16 protein-coding genes are annotated in these 20,526 nt (G+C 49.1%); 3 read left to right on the plus strand and 13 right to left on the minus strand.

The window, feature by feature from the left end:
- Window positions 1-61: 61 nt before the first annotated feature.
- The 6 genes from glmU to NG792_RS17340 all read right to left on the minus strand — a co-directional run bounded on the left by glmU (window position 62) and on the right by NG792_RS17340 (window position 7,105).
- Window positions 62-1,420 (minus strand): bifunctional UDP-N-acetylglucosamine diphosphorylase/glucosamine-1-phosphate N-acetyltransferase GlmU, encoded by a 1,359-nt coding sequence (gene glmU / locus NG792_RS17315; protein ID WP_261236200.1) that lies wholly within the window; start codon window positions 1,418-1,420, stop codon window positions 62-64.
- A 6-nt stretch (window positions 1,421-1,426) separates the two neighbouring features.
- The gene (locus tag NG792_RS17320; RefSeq protein WP_261197154.1) at window positions 1,427-1,552 is read right to left on the minus strand and encodes a hypothetical protein; all 126 of its coding nucleotides are present in this window, start codon (window positions 1,550-1,552) and stop codon (window positions 1,427-1,429) included.
- The gene (locus NG792_RS17325) at window positions 1,545-2,606 is read right to left on the minus strand and encodes a response regulator (RefSeq protein ID WP_261197155.1); all 1,062 of its coding nucleotides are present in this window, start codon (window positions 2,604-2,606) and stop codon (window positions 1,545-1,547) included. Before NG792_RS17325 ends, NG792_RS17320 begins: the two co-directional genes overlap by 8 nt.
- A gap of 347 nt (window positions 2,607-2,953) precedes the next feature.
- Entirely contained in the window at window positions 2,954-3,907 is a 954-nt protein-coding gene (locus NG792_RS17330) for a tRNA (5-methylaminomethyl-2-thiouridine)(34)-methyltransferase MnmD (protein WP_261236201.1), read from the minus strand.
- Window positions 3,895-5,916 (minus strand): N-6 DNA methylase, encoded by a 2,022-nt coding sequence (locus NG792_RS17335; protein ID WP_261236202.1) that lies wholly within the window; start codon window positions 5,914-5,916, stop codon window positions 3,895-3,897. The genes NG792_RS17330 and NG792_RS17335 overlap by 13 nt, the downstream gene beginning before the upstream one ends.
- Window positions 5,917-6,100: 184 nt before the next feature.
- Complete coding sequence (locus NG792_RS17340; RefSeq protein WP_261236203.1) at window positions 6,101-7,105, minus strand: N-acetylglucosamine kinase; 1,005 nt, start codon at window positions 7,103-7,105, stop codon at window positions 6,101-6,103.
- A gap of 207 nt (window positions 7,106-7,312) precedes the next feature.
- Here NG792_RS17340 and NG792_RS17345 point away from each other — a divergent pair, with 207 nt between their 5' ends.
- Complete coding sequence (locus tag NG792_RS17345) at window positions 7,313-9,907, plus strand: M1 family metallopeptidase (RefSeq protein WP_261236204.1); 2,595 nt, start codon at window positions 7,313-7,315, stop codon at window positions 9,905-9,907.
- A 121-nt stretch (window positions 9,908-10,028) separates the two neighbouring features.
- On the opposite strand, the gene NG792_RS17350 is transcribed toward NG792_RS17345, so the two are convergent.
- The 5 genes from NG792_RS17350 to NG792_RS17370 all read right to left on the minus strand — a co-directional run bounded on the left by NG792_RS17350 (window position 10,029) and on the right by NG792_RS17370 (window position 15,777).
- Window positions 10,029-10,382, minus strand: a complete 354-nt coding sequence (locus NG792_RS17350; RefSeq protein WP_261197160.1) for a slr1659 superfamily regulator — start codon at window positions 10,380-10,382, stop codon at window positions 10,029-10,031.
- 81 nt (window positions 10,383-10,463) lie between these two features.
- Window positions 10,464-11,042 carry a slr1658 family protein gene (locus NG792_RS17355; protein WP_261197161.1) on the minus strand — a complete coding sequence of 193 codons (579 nt, stop codon included), beginning with the start codon at window positions 11,040-11,042 and terminating at the stop codon, window positions 10,464-10,466.
- A gap of 24 nt (window positions 11,043-11,066) precedes the next feature.
- On the minus strand, window positions 11,067-13,550 hold the full coding sequence (locus tag NG792_RS17360) for a SpoIIE family protein phosphatase (RefSeq protein WP_261236205.1): 2,484 nt from the start codon (window positions 13,548-13,550) through the stop codon (window positions 11,067-11,069).
- Between the two features lie 238 nt (window positions 13,551-13,788).
- Entirely contained in the window at window positions 13,789-14,538 is a 750-nt protein-coding gene (locus tag NG792_RS17365) for a DUF561 domain-containing protein (protein WP_261197163.1), read from the minus strand.
- A 408-nt stretch (window positions 14,539-14,946) separates the two neighbouring features.
- Entirely contained in the window at window positions 14,947-15,777 is an 831-nt protein-coding gene (locus NG792_RS17370; protein ID WP_261236206.1) for a sulfurtransferase, read from the minus strand.
- Window positions 15,778-16,037: 260 nt separating this feature from the next.
- Between NG792_RS17370 and NG792_RS17375 the strand changes: the two genes are divergently transcribed.
- Window positions 16,038-16,646 carry a CDP-alcohol phosphatidyltransferase family protein gene (locus NG792_RS17375; RefSeq protein ID WP_261197165.1) on the plus strand — a complete coding sequence of 203 codons (609 nt, stop codon included), beginning with the start codon at window positions 16,038-16,040 and terminating at the stop codon, window positions 16,644-16,646.
- Window positions 16,647-16,709: 63 nt separating this feature from the next.
- Here the strand turns inward: NG792_RS17375 and NG792_RS17380 are convergent, their stop codons facing one another.
- Window positions 16,710-17,582 carry a PfkB family carbohydrate kinase gene (locus tag NG792_RS17380; protein WP_261236207.1) on the minus strand — a complete coding sequence of 291 codons (873 nt, stop codon included), beginning with the start codon at window positions 17,580-17,582 and terminating at the stop codon, window positions 16,710-16,712.
- A gap of 118 nt (window positions 17,583-17,700) precedes the next feature.
- Window positions 17,701-18,804, minus strand: coding sequence for an inositol-3-phosphate synthase (locus tag NG792_RS17385; protein ID WP_261236208.1), 1,104 nt, complete (start codon window positions 18,802-18,804; stop codon window positions 17,701-17,703).
- A 474-nt stretch (window positions 18,805-19,278) separates the two neighbouring features.
- On the opposite strand from NG792_RS17385, the gene NG792_RS17390 reads away from it, so the two are divergent.
- Window positions 19,279-20,427, plus strand: coding sequence for a histidinol-phosphate transaminase (locus NG792_RS17390; RefSeq protein ID WP_261236209.1), 1,149 nt, complete (start codon window positions 19,279-19,281; stop codon window positions 20,425-20,427).
- Window positions 20,428-20,526: the final 99 nt, after the last annotated feature.

Consider the following 20,526-nt stretch of genomic DNA (forward strand, 5'->3'; position numbering starts at 1 on the left):
GGAGTAGAGACGCAAAAATTCACGTCTCTACTTTGTTTTCTCTAGTTTAGTGTCGGGTTGCCTACTCTTTCGCCTTTAGTTTCCAGCCTTTTTTGGCAACTTGTCGGGCGCGGGCGATCGCCAACGTGTTATCTTCCACATCTTCGGTAATCGTCGAACCGGCGGCAATAGTGACGTTTTCGCCGATTTTGACCGGCGCAACTAAGACGCTATTAGAACCCGTTTTACTCCCACTGCCGATTTGGGTGGGATGTTTGTTCACGCCGTCGTAATTGGCAGTAATCGTTCCGGCACCGATATTGACGCGATCGCCAGTGGTGGTATCGCCTAAATAAGATAAGTGAGATACATTGCTGCGGTTTCCTAGCTTTGTATTCTTTAATTCTACAAAGTTACCAATCCGGCAGCCTTCTCCCACCTGGGCGTGACCGCGTAAGTGAGCGTAGGGTCCGACTCGGGTTCCGGCAGCTACCGTACTGTCGGTTATCACCGAGTATAACACCGTGGCCTGGTCACCAATTTGGCTATTTTCAATCAGCGTCCCGGGACCGATGCGAGTACCAGAACCGATGGTGGTTTGGCCGCGTAGGTGGGTTTGAGGTTCGATGATAGCATCCGGGGCGAGGGTGACGGTATCATCAATGGTAATGCTATCCGGGTCGATGAGAGTGACCCCTGCTGCCATCCACTCATCTTTGACCCGAGTCTGCAAAATTTTATAGGCCGTTGACAATTGCTTGCGATCGTTGATGCCGAGAATTTCCTGGTAATCCTCCACATCTAAAATCCGCACAGGATTTAAGTAATTAACCGCATCAGTCAGATAATATTCTGCCTGATCGTTTTCTGATTTTAATTGGGGTAAAACCTTCGCTAAATCCGGCCAATGGAAGCAATAAACCCCGGCATTAATGCGCCGATTCTGCTTTTGAGCGGCGGTGCAGTCCCGGTCTTCAACTATTTCCTTAAGCAGATTTTCACTGTCACAAAAGACCCGACCATACCCTTTGGGATCGGGCAGTTGCGCGGTGAGAATAGTGGCGGCATTCCCTTGTTCTTTGTGGGTATTCAGAAGCCGCTCAATCGTTCCTGGTCGTAAGAGGGGTACATCGCCATTCAAGACCAACAAATCCCCAGTAAATTCTTTTAAATAGGGGAGCACCTGTTGGACGGCGTGACCCGTTCCTAATTGCTCGGTTTGTTCGACAAATTCTAAATTAGAGAATCGTTGGATCAGTTCGTTTTGGACGAGTTCCCCTCGATAGCCGACGATAATTAAACGTCGGGAAGGTTGAATTGCCGAGAGACTATCCAGTACCCGTTCAACCAGCGATCGCCCCCCCAAAGGATGTAAGACCTTGGGTAGGTCTGATTTCATGCGTGTCCCGCGTCCAGCGGCTAAAATCGCTACTGCTACCATTTTCTTTCAGCCCGTTAATCTCAACGGAGTATAGCGCGCTTTCCGCTCTATTGAAGCAAACTCATCCACAATGACCTCCAGATCGCCAAAATTGGCAGGCGATCGCCCCAGGAAAATCCGGGGCCTAGCCATTGGCAATGCGCCAACTTCCGGCGATCGCCGTAGGTTCCTCGGATTCAATGAGGTGGATGCGATTGACGGCCCTTGGCGCTGTTCCCATCTCCATCGTCCGAATAAAAGTCGTAAATTGTTCCACCAGTTGCGGGTTACGCCATCCCTTTGCAGTTTCTTCGGCCATAATTTCCAGGGCTTTTTCTGAGGTAAATGCCTGTTTATAGGGCCGTTCGCTGGTGAGGGCGTCATAAATATCCACCACTTGAAACACTTGGGCAATGTAGGGAATTTCATCCCCCACCAACCCATCGGGATATCCCGTCCCGTCCCATCGTTCATGATGATGGCGAATTAGAGGGCGGACGCCACGCATGGTCCGCAGGGGTAGACAAATTTTCTCCCCGATCACAACGTGCTGTTTCATGATTTCCCACTCTTGGGCCGTGAGTTTCCCGGTTTTGAGTAACACCGCATCGGGAATCCCCACTTTGCCGATGTCATGGAGGTATCCCCCCCACATTAAATCGCGAATTTCATTGCGGGAGAGATGGAGAAACTCGCCAAAGGCTTGACCCCGAGAGACTAAGCGTTCGCAATGGTCCCCGGTATTGGGGTCTCGGCTTTCCACAGTCCGGGCAATGGAAAAGAGCACTTGTTCCGCATGGTCGAGGTCCTCATTGAGCCGTTTTTGACGGACCAGGGATTTAACTCGGGCGGCTAATTCGAGGTGATCGAAGGGTTTAGTCAGGAAGTCATCACCTCCAGCTTCAATCCCCCGGATCCGCGATCGGCGATCATTGAGAGCGGTTACGAAAATGATGGGAATCAGGCGGGTTTGCTCATCTTGTTTCAGATGGCGGCACACCTCAAATCCATCCATTCCAGGCATCATCACGTCCAGTAGAATTAAATCGGGCTGGGTTTCCTTCACACAAGCCAGGGCACTAGGGCCACTGTCAGCTTCCAGAATTTCATACCCTTCTACGGACAAAAGAGCCACTGCCGTCATCCGGCTGGCTGGATGATCGTCTACGACGAGAATTTTGGACTGTTCTGCATCAAGGAAGTTCACAGACAAACACCTTGCTCTGAGTATTTCTATTAGCTAGTTCTGCCTCAAGCGACTGAGTAAATTAATCGCTTTTTGTACTATCTCTTACTATCTTTACATGATCTGGACCACGTTCGTTTAAAAAATCCGTGGTTTTACACAGACTTTATAAAGGATGCCGGAGTTTTTCCGGTCTGGCCCATTTTTTTCAAAAAATGTAAAGGTTCTCTAACTGCCTTCGATGAAATTTTACTTTCATCGCCCTTTCGATTATAGCGGGCCGATGGAGTTGAGTTAGGTCTGGGTTACCTAACAGGCTAAGTGTCTGTCCTTTTAAAGCGATCGCCTCCCCAATCGCTGATACCTGGCTATTTTTGTGCAATATTGGCCCATCTTTTTTTCCAACTAGAGGTCGGTTCTAATGGGGATAAGTCTTGCTCCTGCTGACGCCTTTGGCGAATTTCTTCGGCGGAATCAGACAGGTTGGGGTCCCGATAGGGAGTCGCCGCCCGAGTTTGTAGATGTTCCTGTTCTTGAGCGGAAAGTAAGGGTAAATCGCCCTCCCCAAAACTCGCCACCGTTCCTGGCGATCGCCGCCCCACCGGCGCTGTGGCCCCAATTTTTAAGCCCGCCGCCATTAATGCTGTTCTCACCGAGGCCGAACAAGAATAAGTCGCCAATTTTCCCGTCGGACTCAAACAGTGCGCCACCCACCCTAAAAATTCAACCGTCCACAGTTGCGGACAATTCGGAGGGGAAAAGGGGTCTAAAAATATGGCATCGGCTTGAAACCCTTGATTTACCACCTTTTGAATGGTTTTCCGGGCATCTCCTAACCATAACGTCCCTTGGAACTGGGGGCTACGGACAGTCCTCGAAGCCCCAGATTCACCCTGTAACTCTAGGACCGAGCAATGGACTCCCGGCATAGTCGATTCACCCTTTGCCTCTAGGCTAACCAGTGCGCCTAGAAGTTCAGGAATGGGCGAGGGCCAAGCTTTAAGCAACCCTTGGGCGATCGCGGCCTGGGGAATCGCGGCATCCAATTCCAACCCCACCCACTCCACAAAACAAGCTGGATTAATTGACCAAATCGTCTCTAATGCTGATGCGGTATTGTATCCCAATCCATAGCATAAGTCAAGCACTCGCACCGAGCAGTTTTGGGCTTTTTCGGCTAACTCCGTGGGTTCTACAAATTTACACCGCGCCTCTTGGCGCGCCCCGTGGTACGAATGAAACAGTTCACCAAATTCTGGTGAATAAAACGTAAAAGACCCATCAGAGGTCTTTTGAGGCGTCAAGGGCATCATTTCTGCCATAAATCCAGGTCACATCCTGTAACTAATTCTAAACAAGCTTGGCGGGCCAGCTTTCGAGCTTCTATTCGGTGTTGAATCGTCCGCTTGACCATCTGTGCAATGTTCTCGCAACGCGCTTTATCCTTGGGAATCGGTAAAATTAACTCCTCAATTCGATTACCCAGCGAATCAATAATATCCTGGGTTAAACGCTTTGCCAAGATTTGTTTCTGCACCGGAACCGAACTCAGGGCTGCCAACAACAAGTAAGAACAAAAAGGACAGGTTTCGCGAACTCGCAATTTATAGAAATGACTTTGATAAAGGATGTGCGTATCGTCCGCAGTAATCAACGCACAAGTTCCGATTAAATAAGTGCCATCCCGCACCATCAAAATATCCCCTTCCTGCAAGTCCTGTTTTTGGGCCAAAGATTGATAAATTTCTTCACTCACTGAATGTTTGGGGTCCGCCTTTATTTCCCAATTTGAAATATCCGAAGTCCGGATAAAGGGGATATTGCCTGTTCCATAAGCTACTTTTCCCACTTCATCGCCACTGCTGACCTCTATCATCCCTGTGGATATCAATTCTCCCATAGAAATAAACTCGTGACTCTCTTGGAGGTAAAATAAGTCAGAAATTGCAGCAGGGTTGTAATAATGCGGGGCTAAAATGCCATTTTGAATGCGATCGCCGGTTATCCAATACCCTAACTGACTCGGTTTCGTTAAACCTCCTCGTTCATAGTCTCGGTAGCGGGCGGCAATTTCCGGTAAATCATCTCGATCAATGGGTTGCCCCCGGCTATCCCGTCCGCACCATTGAGCCTCCGCCATAAAAATAGATGGATTGCTGTCATCCTCTGCGGGGTTTCCCGATTTTTTTTGTAATAAAAGTAAGCAAGTTTTAGTATGAGTCCCCCCTTTTCCAGAGATTTTAAATAACACATCGGGCATACCAATCACGGCTTTAATGATAGAATTTGCTTGGATATAATCCACCACATACCGATAGGTTTTGCTAGAAATTAAACTTTCCGGAACGACCATGCCAATCCGACCCCCGGGCCGAACCAGGGATAAACATCGTTCCATAAATAAGACCTGGGGCGGTACGGAAGGTTGCAATTTAGCGAGCTTTTTAAAAGATTGGCTGTTTTTTTCTAACCGCCATCGATATCCCAGCTCAAAGGTAGACTGGACCTGGGGAGAGGCGGCAACAATCCGACTTCCAAAGGGAGGATTTGTCAGGACAATATCAAATTCACCAACCTGATTTGGGAAGGGAAAAGACTGGGAATTGGATGAACTTTTCTCAGGAGGGTTTGAAAAATTGGGGGCGAGAAATTCCAGTTCCCAGGCGAGGGAATCCGCACAAAAGACCTGAGCCGATTTGAGGGTCAACAGGGATAAACGGGTCGCCGCTAATCCGGCGAGATAGTGGTCTTTATCCAGGCCAAAAACTGTAGAAAGGATTTGGTTAACAGAGGCTCCCGCTGCTTTTAAATGGTGAGCAGCCCCGCTTAAAAATCCACCCGCCCCACAAGCTGGATCAATGAGCGTTTCTCCGGGAATGGGATTGACTAAGGCCACCAATAAGGCGATCGCATTCCCCGGGGTAAAAAACTGTCCCTCCTGTCCCCGAATTTGGGACCCCATAAACACTTCATAGATGTCTCCAAAGGGGTCCTGAACGGGGGTATCCAAATCAGCTTTATTCAGCAAGATATCAATTTGAGCTAGACTGTGAGGGTCGAGGAGCAAGGGTTGCTCCGGGGGAAAAAGCCTCGGCAAAAGCAGCCGCAGTTGGCCAAAAGCTTTATGATATCGACGGGCGATCGCATCCACATGGGTTAGATCATGAATCGGCTCAAATAAAGAGGGATTTTGCTGAAAATAGAGCTTGCAAAATAAGCATTTTATTGTTTCTTGCAGCAAGGTTTCATCGCGAGTTGCACCTAGGAAGCGACCCACCAGATAATTCCGAATTTGTCGATACACCGCTTTAGAATCTCGTTCGAGGTTCATGTTCAACCCAATCTTGAGTGGGAAACGTAGTTTAAGTGTTATTTTAAACCCCACTCCCGGGGGCCGGGTTTGGAAAGGTCTATAAAAACCAGATTCCGTATCAGCTATGCCGTAAGCTTTGCATCTTGCTCGCTTTTTTTTATCACAAGCGGCCCGCAAGACGCCCTATAAAAACTTGCCCGGGTCACCGGGACAAGACTCCTTTGCCGAGTCGTTCCAGGGCCAATAAACCGGCACCATAGGCGGGTTCATGGCGGGGGGAGATGACTTGAACCGCCGGAAATTGGGCGCGAAGGGACTCACCCAACCGATCGCCCAGATGGCAGACACTGCGCCAGACTCCGCCAATGGTGACCACCTCAAATGCCTGATCAGGGGTAAAGAGGGCCGAGGCAACGGTTTCAGTCATCAGGGCCAACTCAGCAGCAGCATCGTCCAGAATCTGGATGGCGATCGCATCTCCGGCAGCAGCAGCGCGATCAACTAAGGGAGACAATGCCGCAATTTCAGTTACTCCCCATCCCCGGCGATAGATGACTTCGATTAGGTCCTCTAACTGGTTCAGATTGAGATAGTTTAGGAAAAAATCTGGGAGTAAAGTTTTGGGTCCTCGCCCATCATGCGATCGCGCTGCCGCCTTTAACCCGGCGATCGCAATCTGATACCCGCTGCCTTCATCTCCAAATCGATATCCCCACCCCCCGGCACGTTTGCTTTCTCCCTGGGGGTTGCAACCATAAGCGATCGAACCTGTACCGGCAACGATCGCCACCCCAGAGGCGGATCGGGTTCCTCCCACCAAGGCGATCGCACAGTCATGAGTTACCACCACCCCCTCAGAATGCAATTTCCAGCAAATCGGCAGGGGACTCTCCTGGTACAACCCCGTCACCAATCCTTGCACCACCTGGACATCTGCCGGACGTCCCACCCCGGCCAAACCCACGCCAATTCCGGCGATCGCCACCCCAGGGAGATTCTTCACCGCCGAGGCGATCGCCTGTGAGATTGACTCCCCTGCTGCCGGTAACCCAATGGTTTGATAATTCGACGGCCCTGCCTCACCCCGTCCGGCGATCGTCCCGGTTTCATCCATCACCAAGCAAACCGTCTTAGTCCCTCCCCCATCAATGCCCAACACCCAGTCTGTGCTATCGTTAAACTCTGAATCCCTTACCCAATCGCTCATTCCCACGCCTTAACCCCCTGACCTGAATCTACAACCGACCGCCACCCGCCCAAACAACCGTCCTCCCCCTAGTGGCGACAATACCCAGCTTACCCCTACTGCCATCTATCCAGGGTGGTGATTATCACCGCAAAACGTTACCCTGTATAAGATAGCGTTCATTAGCTCAATTGCAGCAAATTCAGTCTTAAAGATAGATTCATCACCATGTCAAACCAATACTCTTATTTTGATACAGAAAACAACGCTCCTAAAACCTTTGAACTACCGGGGGCCAAACCTCATTACAACCCCGATCGCCCCGGACAAGTCGAACATATCTGCTTAGATTTGGCCCTTGACTTGGCGAATCAAAGCTATCAAGGGACTTGCAGCATTCGACTCATGCCCGTGAGAACCGGCATCGATCGCCTAACCTTAGATGCCGTCAACCTGAATATTCAGCAAGTCACCGTCAGCGATACTCCCCAACCCTTCGATTATGATGGGGAACGGTTAGAAATTCACCTCACCCAACCCACTCAAGCAGAACATCCCCTCACCCTCGTGGTTACCTACGGGGTTGAACATCCCCAACGTGGCATCTATTTTATCGCCCCAGATGCCCACTATCCCCAGAAATCCGTCCAAGTTTGGACCCAAGGGGAAGATGAAGATTCCCGCTTCTGGTTTCCCTGCTTTGACTACCCCGGACAACTCGCCACCTCAGAAATTCGCGTTCGGGTTCCCAAACCCTACCTCGCCATTTCTAATGGGGAACTGATTTCCACGGAAGAAGAAGGCAACGATAAAATTTATCATTGGTTCCAAAAACAAGTTCATCCCACCTATTTAATGACTTTAGCTGTGGGGGATTTTGCCGAAATTTGCGATGAATGGAACGGCAAACCTGTGGTTTACTATGTAGAAAAAGGTCGTGAAGAAGATGCCCGTCGCAGCATGGGTAAAACCCCGCGCATGATGGAATATTTTAGTCAGGCTTTTGGCTATCCTTATCCTTATCCCAAATACGCCCAAGTTTGCGTCGAAGATTTTATCTTCGGGGGAATGGAAAATACCTCAACCACCTTGCTGACCGATCGCTGCTTGTTGGATGAACGCGCCCAACTGGATAACCAACGCACAGAAAGTTTAGTCGCCCATGAACTCGCCCATCAGTGGTTTGGGGATTTGGTGGTGATTAAACATTGGTCTCATGCTTGGATTAAAGAAGGGATGGCTTCTTATTCCGAGGTTTTATGGACGGATGCAGAATATGGTGCAGAAGATGCAGCTTATTATTTGCTGAATGAAGCGCGGAGTTATTTGAATGAAGATAAAACCCGCTATCGGCGACCGATTGTCACTCATGTTTATCGGGAGGCGATCGAGCTTTATGATCGCCACTTGTATGAAAAAGGCGCTTGCGTTTATCACATGATTCGCGCCGAGTTAGGGGATGAACTGTTCTTTAAAGCAATTCATACCTTTGTCAACGATAACGCCCATCAAACCGTAGAAACTGTGGACTTGCTGCGGGCCATTGAAAAGGCCACAGGTCGCAATTTGATGTTCTTGTTTGACCAATATGTGTATCGCGGGGGTCATCCCGATTACAAAGTCTCCTACAACTGGGATGGAGATAGCCAACTCGCCAAAGTAACCGTTATCCAAAGTCATGTCAAAACCACCGGAGAAAAAGGGAATGAGAAAGAGTTATTTGACCTAAAAATTCCCATTGGATTTGGGTATCAGAATGGCGAACCCCTGAAAACCTTTACAGTAAGAGTGAATCAGCGGGAACAGAGTTTTTACTTTGCCGTTGGGGAAAAGCCGAGTTATATTAGCTTTGATGTGGGAAATGCCACCCTCAAAACGGTTCATTTAGAATATCCTGTCGCTGAATTGAAAGCGCAGTTACAGTGTGACCCGGACCCGGTGTCGCGGATTTATGCCGCTGTTGCCTTGGCGAAAAAAGGCGGATTAGAAGCCGTTAAAGCCCTGAGTTTAGCCTTGAAACTCGAACAGTTTTGGGGAGTGCGCTTAGAGGTGGCGAAACAACTTGGAAAGATTAAACTGGACCAAGCATTTGAACAGTTAACCGTTGGGTTGCATGATCAAGATGCGCGGGTGCGATATGCGGTGGTTGAGACATTAGCACAGCATAAAACCCCAGAAAGCTATCAGGCGATCGCCCAAGTATTGGAAGAGGGAGATGCTAGTTATAATGTGGAAGCAGCAGCAGCAAGAGCGATCGCCTCAATCTGTGCCGGGAAACGGAACGAACCGCTGGACGAAGGGGATGCGATCGCCCGGTTGCAACAGGTTTTGAATGAACGCGCCGGATGGAATGAAGTGGTGCGCAGTGGAGCAATTTCCGGCTTAAGCAAGCTGAAAACCTCAGAAGATGCCCTGAATATCATTCTGGATTATACCGCCAATGGTGTCCCCCAACCCCTGCGATTAGCAGCAATTCGCGCCCTCGGTGGCATTTCGACAGGTCAAACCCCAGGCAGCTTAGAGCGAATTTTGGACCGTCTTTCGGACTTATCGGCAGAAACCTTTTTCCTGACGCAAGTTGCAGTTGCCTCCGCCTTGGGACAAATGGAGACACCCAAAGCGATCGGGATTCTACAAAGTTTAGCCGATTCCACTCCCGATGGCCGCGTTCGTCGCGTTGCCGAAGAAGCGATTTCCAAGGTTGAGAAAAATATCGGGTCCGATAAAGCGGTGAAGCAATTACGCCAAGAACTCGACCAGATTAAGAAAGAAAACCAGGAACTTCGCAGTCGGTTGGAACATTTGGAAGCGAAAACCAAATAAGGCGGCGAGTTTCCATCCAGTCGGGTGCATCCGAATTTGACCCATTCTAAAAAACAAAGCCCGCTTTAGCGGGCTTTGTTCTTTGAACTTTTGGACATCAAGGCTGAGGGTATTATAGAGGTTATTCTAGGGTTAACTGTAAGTTAGGACACAGCTTCAATAAATTTTGCAGGGACTTTCGTTGCCAAGCAATTTCATCGGAACCGACTACAGCCAGTTGAACCTGAGTCTTTTTTCGCATAGAAATAGCAAACTTAGAGAGCATACTAATTCCCGAACTATTCAGAAACTCCAGCTTTGTAACGTCTAAGGTAATAGTGGGGGGATTAAGTTCAGCAATCTCATTCAATAACTGGGCGATCGGAGCATAATCCGCTGAGCCGGTGAGACTGAGTTCCCCTTGAATTTTAACCGTAACGGATTCTGGAATGTACTGTACGCTGTAGTCTTCACCTTTGATTTCTTGAGAATTCATATTCTATTGCCTCCGGAGCAGGTGCTCTGGTTAAAGTTTACCTCAACTGGAATAATTACAGTTAAAATCCAAATCATAAAGTTATAACACCAATTGAACAAGGGTGGTAGCCAAAAAGAGTTGGGGATGCTCGGGTATCGGTTCAAATTTCCAACCTAATTTTGCCGAGTAGTCAATAATCATGGTCAGAAATCCCAGTCCTGAATCCTCATTGTTTTCTTCCATGCGTTTTATATATAACTCTTGGGGGTCCGAGGAGAGCAGTTCCTGAATAAAGGCTTGAAAGCGATCGCCTGCTTCGAGGGTAACCGTATTCCTGGACATTAACACAATTGTCTTTTCTGGCTCTTCAATAAAATGGATTCCAAATCTCACCGGATATTCATCCGAGGGACTATGAAATTTCATGGTATTTTCTAATAGTTCATTGGCCACATAGCTAACCGAACCCTTGTAGTCTTGTTGGCGACGCTTAGCCTGTGGGTCATCATCGTCAATGGGTAAAAAGGTAGCCAGATAATCCGCTACAAAATAAGCCGAAAGTAAATTATTTCGCCAGCGGTTTTTAATGGGGCGAGAGTTAGCGGAAAAGCCAAGATCTAAATAATCATGCCCGGGAGGTAAATCGTGAAGATAGTCTCCAAATATTATTTCCTTCATGACCGTCTGAACTCCTTGTCTAACCTATTTTTGTTTGATGACGACCAAAGTCATATCATCCAGCATTTTTTGACCATCCATGTACTCTCGGACATCCGCGATCGCCGCTTGTTGAATCTCCTCGACGGATTGGTGCCAATGCTGAGTGATGATGTCACACAATTGATTCACTCCATATCGTTGCTTTTCCCTATTCTGGGCTTCCGTAATTCCATCGGTATAAAGAACAATGCCATCTCCTGCCTTGAGTTCCACACAAACCTGACCAATAAACTCCGTAATGTCTTCATCTAACCCGATGGGTAGCCCTAAATCCATTGTATCCACCCGCTCAATGCGACCATCGGCACGGATCACCAGAATATCCTCATGTTGTCCGCTAATACTCACTTGGCCCTGATTATAGTTTAACACAGCTAAAGTGAGATTTTTATCGGTCTTCATGCGCTGGACGTTGTGATAAATCGTGCGGTTGAGGGTGTCTAAAAACATCATGGGGTCTGTTTCGCGACTCTCTTTGAGGGTGCGAACTGCGGTTTGAGTCATGACCATGAGGATCCCGCTTTCAAGTCCATGTCCCGTGACATCACCGATCGCGATCGTCCCCACCCCATCATAATTCAGCACATCATAATAGTCTCCCCCCACTTCCTCCGCGCTTTCCATAAAAGCCGCAATTTCTAACCCCTCAAGGGCGGTTAATTCCTCGGGTTGGGGTAACAGCATTTTTTGAAGTTGTTGCGTCACTTCCAGTTCAGCACTCATCCGGATATTTTCCCCTTTGAGCTTCTCACTCTCTTGTTGAGCATAGCGCCATTCGCTAATATCAATTCCCACAGATACTGTTGCCGTCCCTTGCTGATATTTCTGCACCACCATTAAGTAATACCGGGGCTTACCCTGAACTACCAGGCGAATTTCCTGGGATGCACAGAGGGCTGAACTGTTGAGAAACTGCTGCATAAAGTCAGCATACTCATGACTATTTTGGGCAAACCCAATTTTTCGCCCTACCATGTCTTCCGGCTCTAAATTTAAGCTATCGGCCAAATAACGGTTCACCCCAAGATAAGTTCCAGTGGAATTAACCCAAGAAATAGAACCGGGAACTGCATTTAAAACCGCCTCAAGCTGTTCTTTAGAGGCGGCTAATTCTTGTTCATGATGGGTCAGGTCCTGGTTCGCCTGTTCTAAAGCACTAAAGGAGGCTTTAAGCTGAGCGAGCATCTGGTTAAAAGAATCCGCCAGTTTTTCGAGTTCAATAATACCTCGGGCATAAACAGGGCGATCGAGTTGGCCGTTGGCAATTTGTTCCGATGAGCGCGTCACCCGCAGAATGGGCTGTAAAATCCATTGAGCGATCGCCACCCCACAGGAAATCGAGACCGTCAGAGCCAGCAAACAGAGCACCACCGTCTGCTGAATATTTTCATGAATTTCCTCCATGAAATCCGCTTCCGGTATCCCCACTAAAATCAGCCAATCAATCCCGCGATCGTCCTGAAACGGCATCACTTGCAGAAAGTGCCTTGCGCCTTCGACGAAAAATTCCACCCCCTGGGATTGCTTAATATTCTCCAAAGACCCAAACTCAGCTATTAAGGCATTGAGGGCTGCATTTAAGCGCGGATTTTGACTTTCGGTGGCAGGCAGACGTTGAGGTTCCTCTCCATTGCGTCCCGGAATCAAAGTGGCGGTTCGCGTCGAGGTGGCAACCAGTAAACCATTGCGTTCCAGAATAAATGCCTCTCCAGTTTTGCCGATCTTGAGGCTTTCTAAAAACTGGTTAATTCCTGAGACGGGGATATCCCATAACAGCACTCCCAGGAAACGGCGATCGCGGTCATAAACCGGATACACCGCAGAAATATCCAGCCGTTGCCCGATCGCACTAGGCTCAATCCCGGTCCAAATCGGCCCGCCCGCCCTCACCGCCTGTTGATACCAAGGGCGAGTTCGGGAATCATAGTTAGGACGTTCCCGGAGCAATTCCCTCGGTTTCCCGTCATCCCCGGGAGCATAACGCTGCAAACTCCTCCCGGTTTGTTCATTGGATAACACTAGATAATGTTCTAAAGGGTTGACTCCGACAAACTCCCCCCGTTCATTAGCATAGGCGATCGTCCCCAGGTCCAAAAACTCCCGAGTTTGTTCCCAAAAATACTCCAGCAGCACGTCGGGGTCCTCTCGGTCAATTCCATTTTGGCGAAACACTTGGGCGTTTAGGTGATGCACCATAAAGGGTCGGTCTAAATAACGCTGCACCTCTTCTTGCACACGCTGAGCAATTTCCCCCCGCAGTTGACTAGCAAGTTCATTCACCGTTCGCTGTCCACTGCGAAATGACAGCCACCCCACCAGTCCGGTTGAGATCAAGACGGGAATAATAAACGGAACCACCAGAACCGTGCGAAGGCGAAATTTTCCCAGGGATCCGAACCGAGGGCGAGTCAAGGGAATGGGGTTCATGGGTGGCGGGATGGGGGCGAAAGACGACTCGGTAAGCATGGGCCGGATTTTAAATGTAAAGGGTTTGACATTTCAAACCGATCAAGCTGTTGTTTTAACTCAGTTGTAACGCAAAAGAACTGTAGTCGCTATTTTTTAGGGCAGACGGGGATAAAGACTAAAGTCGTTACTACGAACGAAAGAAACGACTTTAGTCGTTATCCGAGGTTTGTAGTAACGACTTCAGTCGTTTCTTCAAGAGTTAAAGTTAGAGCAACTAACCCGACTTAATCGAGGATTAGGCGTGGATGGTGGAACGGCTAACGGTGGATAAGGCTTCAACTAGACTCTTCACTGCAGCGATCGCCGCGAGTTCATTATCCAGACGGTTAATCGCTGAACCAACGCCCACCCCAGCGGCCCCAGCGGCGATCGCCATCGGTGCCGTGATGGTGGAAATCCCCGAGGCGCACAGAACCGGCACAGCAACTGCCCGGGAAATGGCGGAGGCAGCAGCCAAGGTGGGTGCTGCTTTTTCGATCGCCCCTAAGATGCCAGGGTGCACAGGATTGCTGCTGGTGCCGCCTTCGGTTTGGATAATATCTGCACCGGCTTTCACCAATTCCTCAGCCAGATCCACTTGCTGATCTAACTCCAAAATATGGGGAACGGTGACAGACAGCACGATATTCGGCAGTAAGGCGCGGGTTTCCCGAGTCAGTTGCAGCACTTCAGCAGCTTCAAAGCGCCGACCCATTGCATAGAAGGCATCAAAGTTACCAATTTCGATTAAATCTGCACCAGCTTCTACACAAGGCAGAAATTTTTCGGGTTCAACCGCAGACACACAAATGGGTAAAGTGGTCAACTGTTTGGCTAATTTGACTAAAGCCGGATCCGCAGCAATATCGAGGAAAGTCGCACCCCCGCGATCGGCGGCCCGAACCACGGTAGCAACCTTATAGGCGTCAAAGTTGGTCAATCCAGTGATAATTTTTAAGGCGCGTCCTTGTTGAAAAGCACGGTCTAAAGCAGGAATCATGGTCATAATTCAGTTCAGTTTTGAGGCTAATTTAGCTTGATTTTGACATGGACTGGTGCAAGAAACCAGAGGGCGGGTGAGTTCACGCCAAAGCCCGCACCCTGTTCGCGTAGCGTTCCGTAAGGAAAGGGTGGGGCTATACTACCAAAGCCCGCCTGCGCGGGCTGAAGACAATAAAAACCGGCAGGCTGAAGCCCGGAGGCTATACGGACGAAGCCCGCCTGCGCGGGCTCAAGAGGAAAGTAGGTCTTTTAGAACGAGATTTGGTATTAAGGTTTTCCAAAAAATAAATCATCCAAATGCAATGGTTAAGCAGCTAACAAGACTCTACTAGCCCGCGCAGGCGGGCTTCGTCCGTATAGCCCCAGGCTGGACGCTGCGGGTTTTTTGGATATTTTATTTTATGGAGTTCCCTTAGTCTTCAACCTGATAGGAACACCAATCACTCCAACTTCCGGCGTAGAGTTTGGCGTTGGGGATGCCTGCCATTTCCAGGGAGAGGAGATTCACGCAGGCGGTGACCCCGGACCCGCAATAGACGATAATTTCATCAGAACCGGCAATATCAGCCCAGCGTTGCACTTGGTCCTGAAGGGGTCTGACTCGGGCATTCTCGTCGGTGACTTCTTGCCAGGGATAGTTAAGTGCACCGGGAATGTGTCCGGCGATCGGGTCGATGGGTTCATGGTTGCCGAGGTAGCGATCGCGCTCTCGGGAGTCGATGAGGGCGACTTCGGGCAAGGGGGACCGGGTTTTCACCGTTTCGATATCTACCACGCGATCGCGGCGGATTTGGGGGATAAAGATACCTTCGCTGGGTCTGGGAATGGCATCGGTGAGGGGATATCCTCCAGCTTGCCACCCTTTAAATCCGCCTTCTAATATGGCAACGCGATCGTGTCCCAGATAGCGCAGTAACCACCAGAGTCTCGCAGCAAAGGCAAATCGGGAATCGTCATAAACCACGAGTAAGACATCTGGAGAGGTGACCCCGATTGCCCCTAATTTTTGGGCGAATACTTCAGGATCGGGGAGGGGATGTCGTCCCCCATGTCGTTGGACTGGGGAAGATAAATCGCGATTCAGGTGCAGATAGTGAGCACCGGGAATATGGTTATGGAGGTACTGTTGTTGTCCCAGTTCAGGATCGGCGAGGGAAAAGCGACAATCGGCGATCGCAATTTGCGGATCGTCTAGGTGTTGGAATAGCCATTCGGCAGAAACAATCGGATTCGTCTGAGTCATGATCCGGTTTGAGGGTTGAGTCAAGTATCTAGGGTAAACCCGATCGGTTTTGATTGGAGGGGGTGGGGGTTACTTACAAGAGGAGGTTTTTTACTTCCGGTCCCCTCCCCTGATTCTTGGGGAGGGGACAAGAGGTGCTCTTAAGGGTAAAAAACTTACCCTGGCAAGGGGTGTTGGTTTATCCGTCCCCGTTTTGGCGGGAATTTGGTTGGGAAGGTTACTATAGCTAAATCAAAATTCAGTCTAAAGGGTAAGTAGTTGTGGAGACTTGGGCGCGCGATCGCACGCAATTTATCGTTGAACCCATTGCCAAGGGGATTGCAAAACTGGGCATTTCTGCCAATACGATTACACTATTGAGTTTGTTGTTAAATATTCTGGCGGCAGGGGTAATCGCCAATAATCAACCGTTGTGGGGGGGATTGTTAATGGGATTGATCGCCATGCCTCTAGATGCGATCGATGGGACTGTCGCCCGATTACTCAATCAACAGAATGCATTTGGGGCATTTTTTGATTCTGTCTTAGACCGATTTTCCGAAGGGGCGATCTTAATTGGCATCACAATTTTATTGATCCACCGTCAAGAATATCCCTCGATTCCAATTTGTTTGTTGGCCCTGCTGGGTTCCCAGATGGTCAGTTATACTCGTGCTCGGGCGGAAGGATTGAAAATTGAGTGCAAGGTGGGGTGGTTTCCGCGACTCCCTCGGGTGATTGTGATGGCGGCGGGGTTAATTGTGGATCAGTTGCCTGTGGCGTTGTCGGTCCTGGCGATCGCCAGTTTATTGACCAGTTTACAACGGATTATCCATGTTTATCGGGTCACCCATCCGGTGGAGGATTCATCAGGAATGGGGGTTTCATAAGATTTCAGGAAACCAAAGCGACAGATCAGCTAATCTGTCGCTTTGTTAGTCTCCCCAATATTTTTAACCGGGGATTAATTTGGGAGTTTGCCACTCCCGCAGGGGACCGAAATTTTCGAGTTTGCGAGTGGCAACTTGGGCAGCAAAACGGGCAGCAAGAGGACTGGGTTCTCCGGTTAATCGAGAATATAAATAACCAGCGATGTAGGTATCTCCGCAGCCGGTTGGATCGACGGAGGTAGTGGGTGCAAAGGCCGGAATTTGCTCCAGATTACCGGATTGATAAACCCAAGATCCTTGAGAACCTGCGGTGATTAAGACTTCTCGAACTCCCCCTTGATTCAGGGCGATCGCTGCTGGTTCTATGGCTGTTTTTCCCGATAGCAGTTGTGCCTCTTGGATATCCACTTTCAAAATATCTACTCCAGCCAGTCCGGGTCGTTTTTCGGTCCAGTCGGTTGCCTGGACCGTTTGATGAATGACTTGCCGTAAAAATCCTTGTCCATCTAAAGAAATTAAAGCTTTGGTGGCGAAGACTGCTTGTAGAAATTCTAGCGGCATCTCCTGATTAGTGAGTGCACCTAGATGAAAGATGCGGGATTGAATTTGGTCTAAGTCTGAGGGAGTGAAAGGGGAAGCAACAGCCTGGACTTTTTGTAGGCGACTATCCAGGCGATCGCGTTGATAACTATTCTCAAACTGGGTGGTTTCGGGGCTTTCAATCCAAAAGACCGTAATGCCCCGATTTTTTAATTCTTCTAACAGATGAATCCGGTCTGGGCGAGAAGTTTTAGTTAATACCGCCACCTTTAACCCCAAGGTTTTTAAGGCAATGGCGGTATAAATTGCCGTTCCTCCGGCCATTTTTTGGACAATTTTTCCATCAATTTTAATCCGGTCCTGGGTCACATGACCGATTACACAAACATCAAACATTCGACAATTTAGACAAGCTTGGGGGAAGACCGGAAAGGGAAAGATTGAGGATTAATCTAGCTGATTTTTTTCAAAAATTATCGCCTCACTCGTCAAGAATGAGGCGATAAAAAGTTGATTAATACTCTCTAAATCCGTTAATAAACTCTTCCGTCATCCGGTAGGCATCACCATCGGGATATTGCTTGGGAGGATGCTTCATGAAATAGGAAGAGGGGGAAAACAGTACGCCCCCTTTACCGCGATCGAGAGCCAATTTGCAGCAACGAATCGCGTCGATCGCCACCCCAGCGGAGTTCGGCGAATCCTCCACAGACAGGCGCATTTCAATGTTCATGGGCACATCTCCGAAGAGTTTACCCTCGACGCGAATAAAACAGACTTTATTATCTTTCTGCCAGGGGACGTAATCACTCGGTCCCACATGAATATCCTCATCCTCCAGTCTAGTTTCACAAACTGACTGAACCGCTTCTGTCTTCGATTCTTTTTTAGACTTTAAGCGGGTGCGATTTAACATATTCAAGAAATCCGTATTTCCTGCGGTATTGAGCTGATAAGTCCGTTCGATTTTGACCCCTCTTTTTTTGGCCAGGTCAGTAATCATCCGGTGAACAATCGTCGCCCCAAGCTGGGATTTAATATCATCGCCGACGATGGGAATATTGCGAGATTCAAATTTATCCGCCCACAACTGATTGCTGGCAATAAAGACCGGAATACAATTGACAAAAGCTACTCCCGCTTCTAGGCAGCATTCTGCATAAAAACTGGTCGCTTCTTCCGACCCCACCGGGAGATAATTTACGAGGACCTGAGCACCGGATTCTTTTAAAATAGCAATGACATCATCTCGGGTTGGTTCGGGGGCATCGCTGGGGATGAAGGTATATTTGTCTTCATAATTGACTAAATGTTCAGAGACCCCATCTAAGATTCTTCCCATGCTGACTTTTGTGCCAATTTCGGGAATATCTTCGCAAAAAACCGTTGTACAATTGGGTTCAGCAAAGATAGCTTGAGAGACATCTTGCCCGACTTTTCGACGGTCGATATCGAAAGCCGCGACTACATCGATATCGTTCGGTTTATAACCGCCAATATCCCAATGCATTAACCCGATCGCTTCTTCAGAAGTCTTATCTTTATAAAAGTAAATTCCCTGTACCAAGGAGCTAGCACAGTTACCAACGCCTACGATCGCTAGTTTAATTTTTTCCACAATCAGTCCCCGTCTCGCGTACTTGCATTTGTCGAAATTGTCAACGTTCACAATAACATAACTAACGGAGGGAAAATCAGGGGGTTAACCGGGCTGCCTCCGAAGTAGTCCACTCCAACCTGTTTTGTCTTGATCAGGGTCAGCCAAGTCCCGGTTGAGTAGACCGGATCCACAACCCTAGATACTCACAGAATAGCCTTTTGCTATTTCCTGAATATTTTAGAGTATTTATGCAAGGATTGTGACCGACAAAATGATTCCATACCCTTTGCCCTAACCGATTGATGCCCTGAAATTTTACAACAACCCCGATGGGAGCCCCCCAGGGCGGGCGATCGCCTCAACTGCCCCCTTCTCACCCCCAAAACACCCGGGCTGCAAAAAAGCCTATTGCCCGAAGTTTACCCAAACACCCATACTAAAGACAGCGGTGCTTGTCACCCAATTGCGGCTTTGTAATGGTTCTACAATTCTATGCTGAGTTTTATTCGCTCAGATCTGGCTCAACTGATTGCTTATACTCCCCACCCGGGGGGCGCTATCGATTCCCCTGGGGGGAAACCTGCCCAAATTGATCGGGTAGATACCAATGAAAGTCCATACGACTTGCCTGCGGCCCTCAAAGAAAAGTTGGCCTGGACCTATCAACAGGAGATTGAAACGAATCGCTATCCTGACGGGAGTCATGCCCCCTTAAAGCAAGCGATCGCCGAATATGTCAACGAATCAGCCGAACTCCCTGATTCCCCCATCGCCGCCACCCATATTTCCCTCGGCAATGGTTCTGACGAACTGATTCGCTCTTTACTCATTGCCACCTGTCTGGGGGGTGAAGGGTCTGTTTTGGTCGCCCATCCCACCTTCTCCATGTATGGGATTTTAGCCCAAACCCTGGGCATTCCGGTGGTGGAAGTCGGGCGCAACGAAACGAACTTTGAAATCGACATCCCAGCGGCACAGGCGGCAGTCGCTAATACCCAAAATCCCCCGATTCGGGTGGTCTTTGTGGTCCATCCTAACTCCCCCACGGCCAATGCTTTAACCCCTGCTGAACTGGATTGGATCCGCAGTTTGCCGCCGAATATTTTGGTGGCGATCGATGAGGCGTATTTTGAATTTAGTCAGACCAGTGTGGTGAGTGAGTTACTCCAGCATCCAAATTGGGTGGTGATGCGGACCTTTTCCAAAGCCTTTCGCTTGGCGGCCCTGCGGGTGGGATATGCGATCGCCCATCCGGAACTCACGGCGACCCTGGAAAAAGTCCGTCTGCCGTACAATCTTCCGGCATTCTCCCAGATTGCCGCATCAATGGCGATCGCCCATCGTCAGGAACTCCTGAGTACCATTCCTGAAATTTTAACTGAGCGCGATCGCTTCTGGGAACAATTGCAACCCTTGCAAAAATTTCTGCTGTGGCCGAGTGCAGCTAACTTTATTTACCTGCGCCCGAATCTCCAGGACTTAGAGGCGATCGGTCCAACCCTGACTCGCATCACCGAGGAACTCAAGGCTCAAGGGACCCTGATTCGTCACACTGGGGGCGGTTTAAGAATTACCCTGGGCACACCGGAGGAAAATCAACGCACTTTGTCCCGCTTGCAGGAATTCAACTTCGGGGATTAGACTGCCCAAAATGCAGAGCCTAGGGACAAGAAACCGGGTTTTTAGCCTAAATTTGCTGTGGATTGGCAGAAAATTGGTCAAAAAACCCGGTTGCTCACC

The organism is Laspinema olomoucense D3b, from assembly GCF_025370785.1.
GTDB classification, from domain to species: Bacteria; Cyanobacteriota; Cyanobacteriia; order Cyanobacteriales; family Laspinemataceae; genus Laspinema; species Laspinema olomoucense.

Excerpts from the sequence above, each read along its gene's own strand:
- NG792_RS17370 (WP_261236206.1), bottom strand. The coding sequence starts at position 15,777 with ATGACTCAGACGAATCCGATTGTTTCTGCCGAATGGCTATTCCAACAC.
- NG792_RS17390 (WP_261236209.1), top strand. The coding sequence starts at position 19,279 with ATGCTGAGTTTTATTCGCTCAGATCTGGCTCAACTGATTGCTTATACT.
- NG792_RS17365 (WP_261197163.1), bottom strand. The coding sequence starts at position 14,538 with ATGACCATGATTCCTGCTTTAGACCGTGCTTTTCAACAAGGACGCGCC.
- NG792_RS17335 (WP_261236202.1), bottom strand. The coding sequence starts at position 5,916 with ATGAACCTCGAACGAGATTCTAAAGCGGTGTATCGACAAATTCGGAAT.
- glmU (WP_261236200.1), bottom strand. The coding sequence starts at position 1,420 with ATGGTAGCAGTAGCGATTTTAGCCGCTGGACGCGGGACACGCATGAAA.
- NG792_RS17320 (WP_261197154.1), bottom strand. The coding sequence starts at position 1,552 with ATGGCTAGGCCCCGGATTTTCCTGGGGCGATCGCCTGCCAATTTTGGC.
- NG792_RS17380 (WP_261236207.1), bottom strand. The coding sequence starts at position 17,582 with ATGTTTGATGTTTGTGTAATCGGTCATGTGACCCAGGACCGGATTAAA.
- NG792_RS17345 (WP_261236204.1), top strand. The coding sequence starts at position 7,313 with ATGTCAAACCAATACTCTTATTTTGATACAGAAAACAACGCTCCTAAA.
- NG792_RS17340 (WP_261236203.1), bottom strand. The coding sequence starts at position 7,105 with ATGAGCGATTGGGTAAGGGATTCAGAGTTTAACGATAGCACAGACTGG.
- NG792_RS17330 (WP_261236201.1), bottom strand. The coding sequence starts at position 3,907 with ATGGCAGAAATGATGCCCTTGACGCCTCAAAAGACCTCTGATGGGTCT.
- NG792_RS17350 (WP_261197160.1), bottom strand. The coding sequence starts at position 10,382 with ATGAATTCTCAAGAAATCAAAGGTGAAGACTACAGCGTACAGTACATT.
- NG792_RS17360 (WP_261236205.1), bottom strand. The coding sequence starts at position 13,550 with ATGCTTACCGAGTCGTCTTTCGCCCCCATCCCGCCACCCATGAACCCC.
- NG792_RS17355 (WP_261197161.1), bottom strand. The coding sequence starts at position 11,042 with ATGAAGGAAATAATATTTGGAGACTATCTTCACGATTTACCTCCCGGG.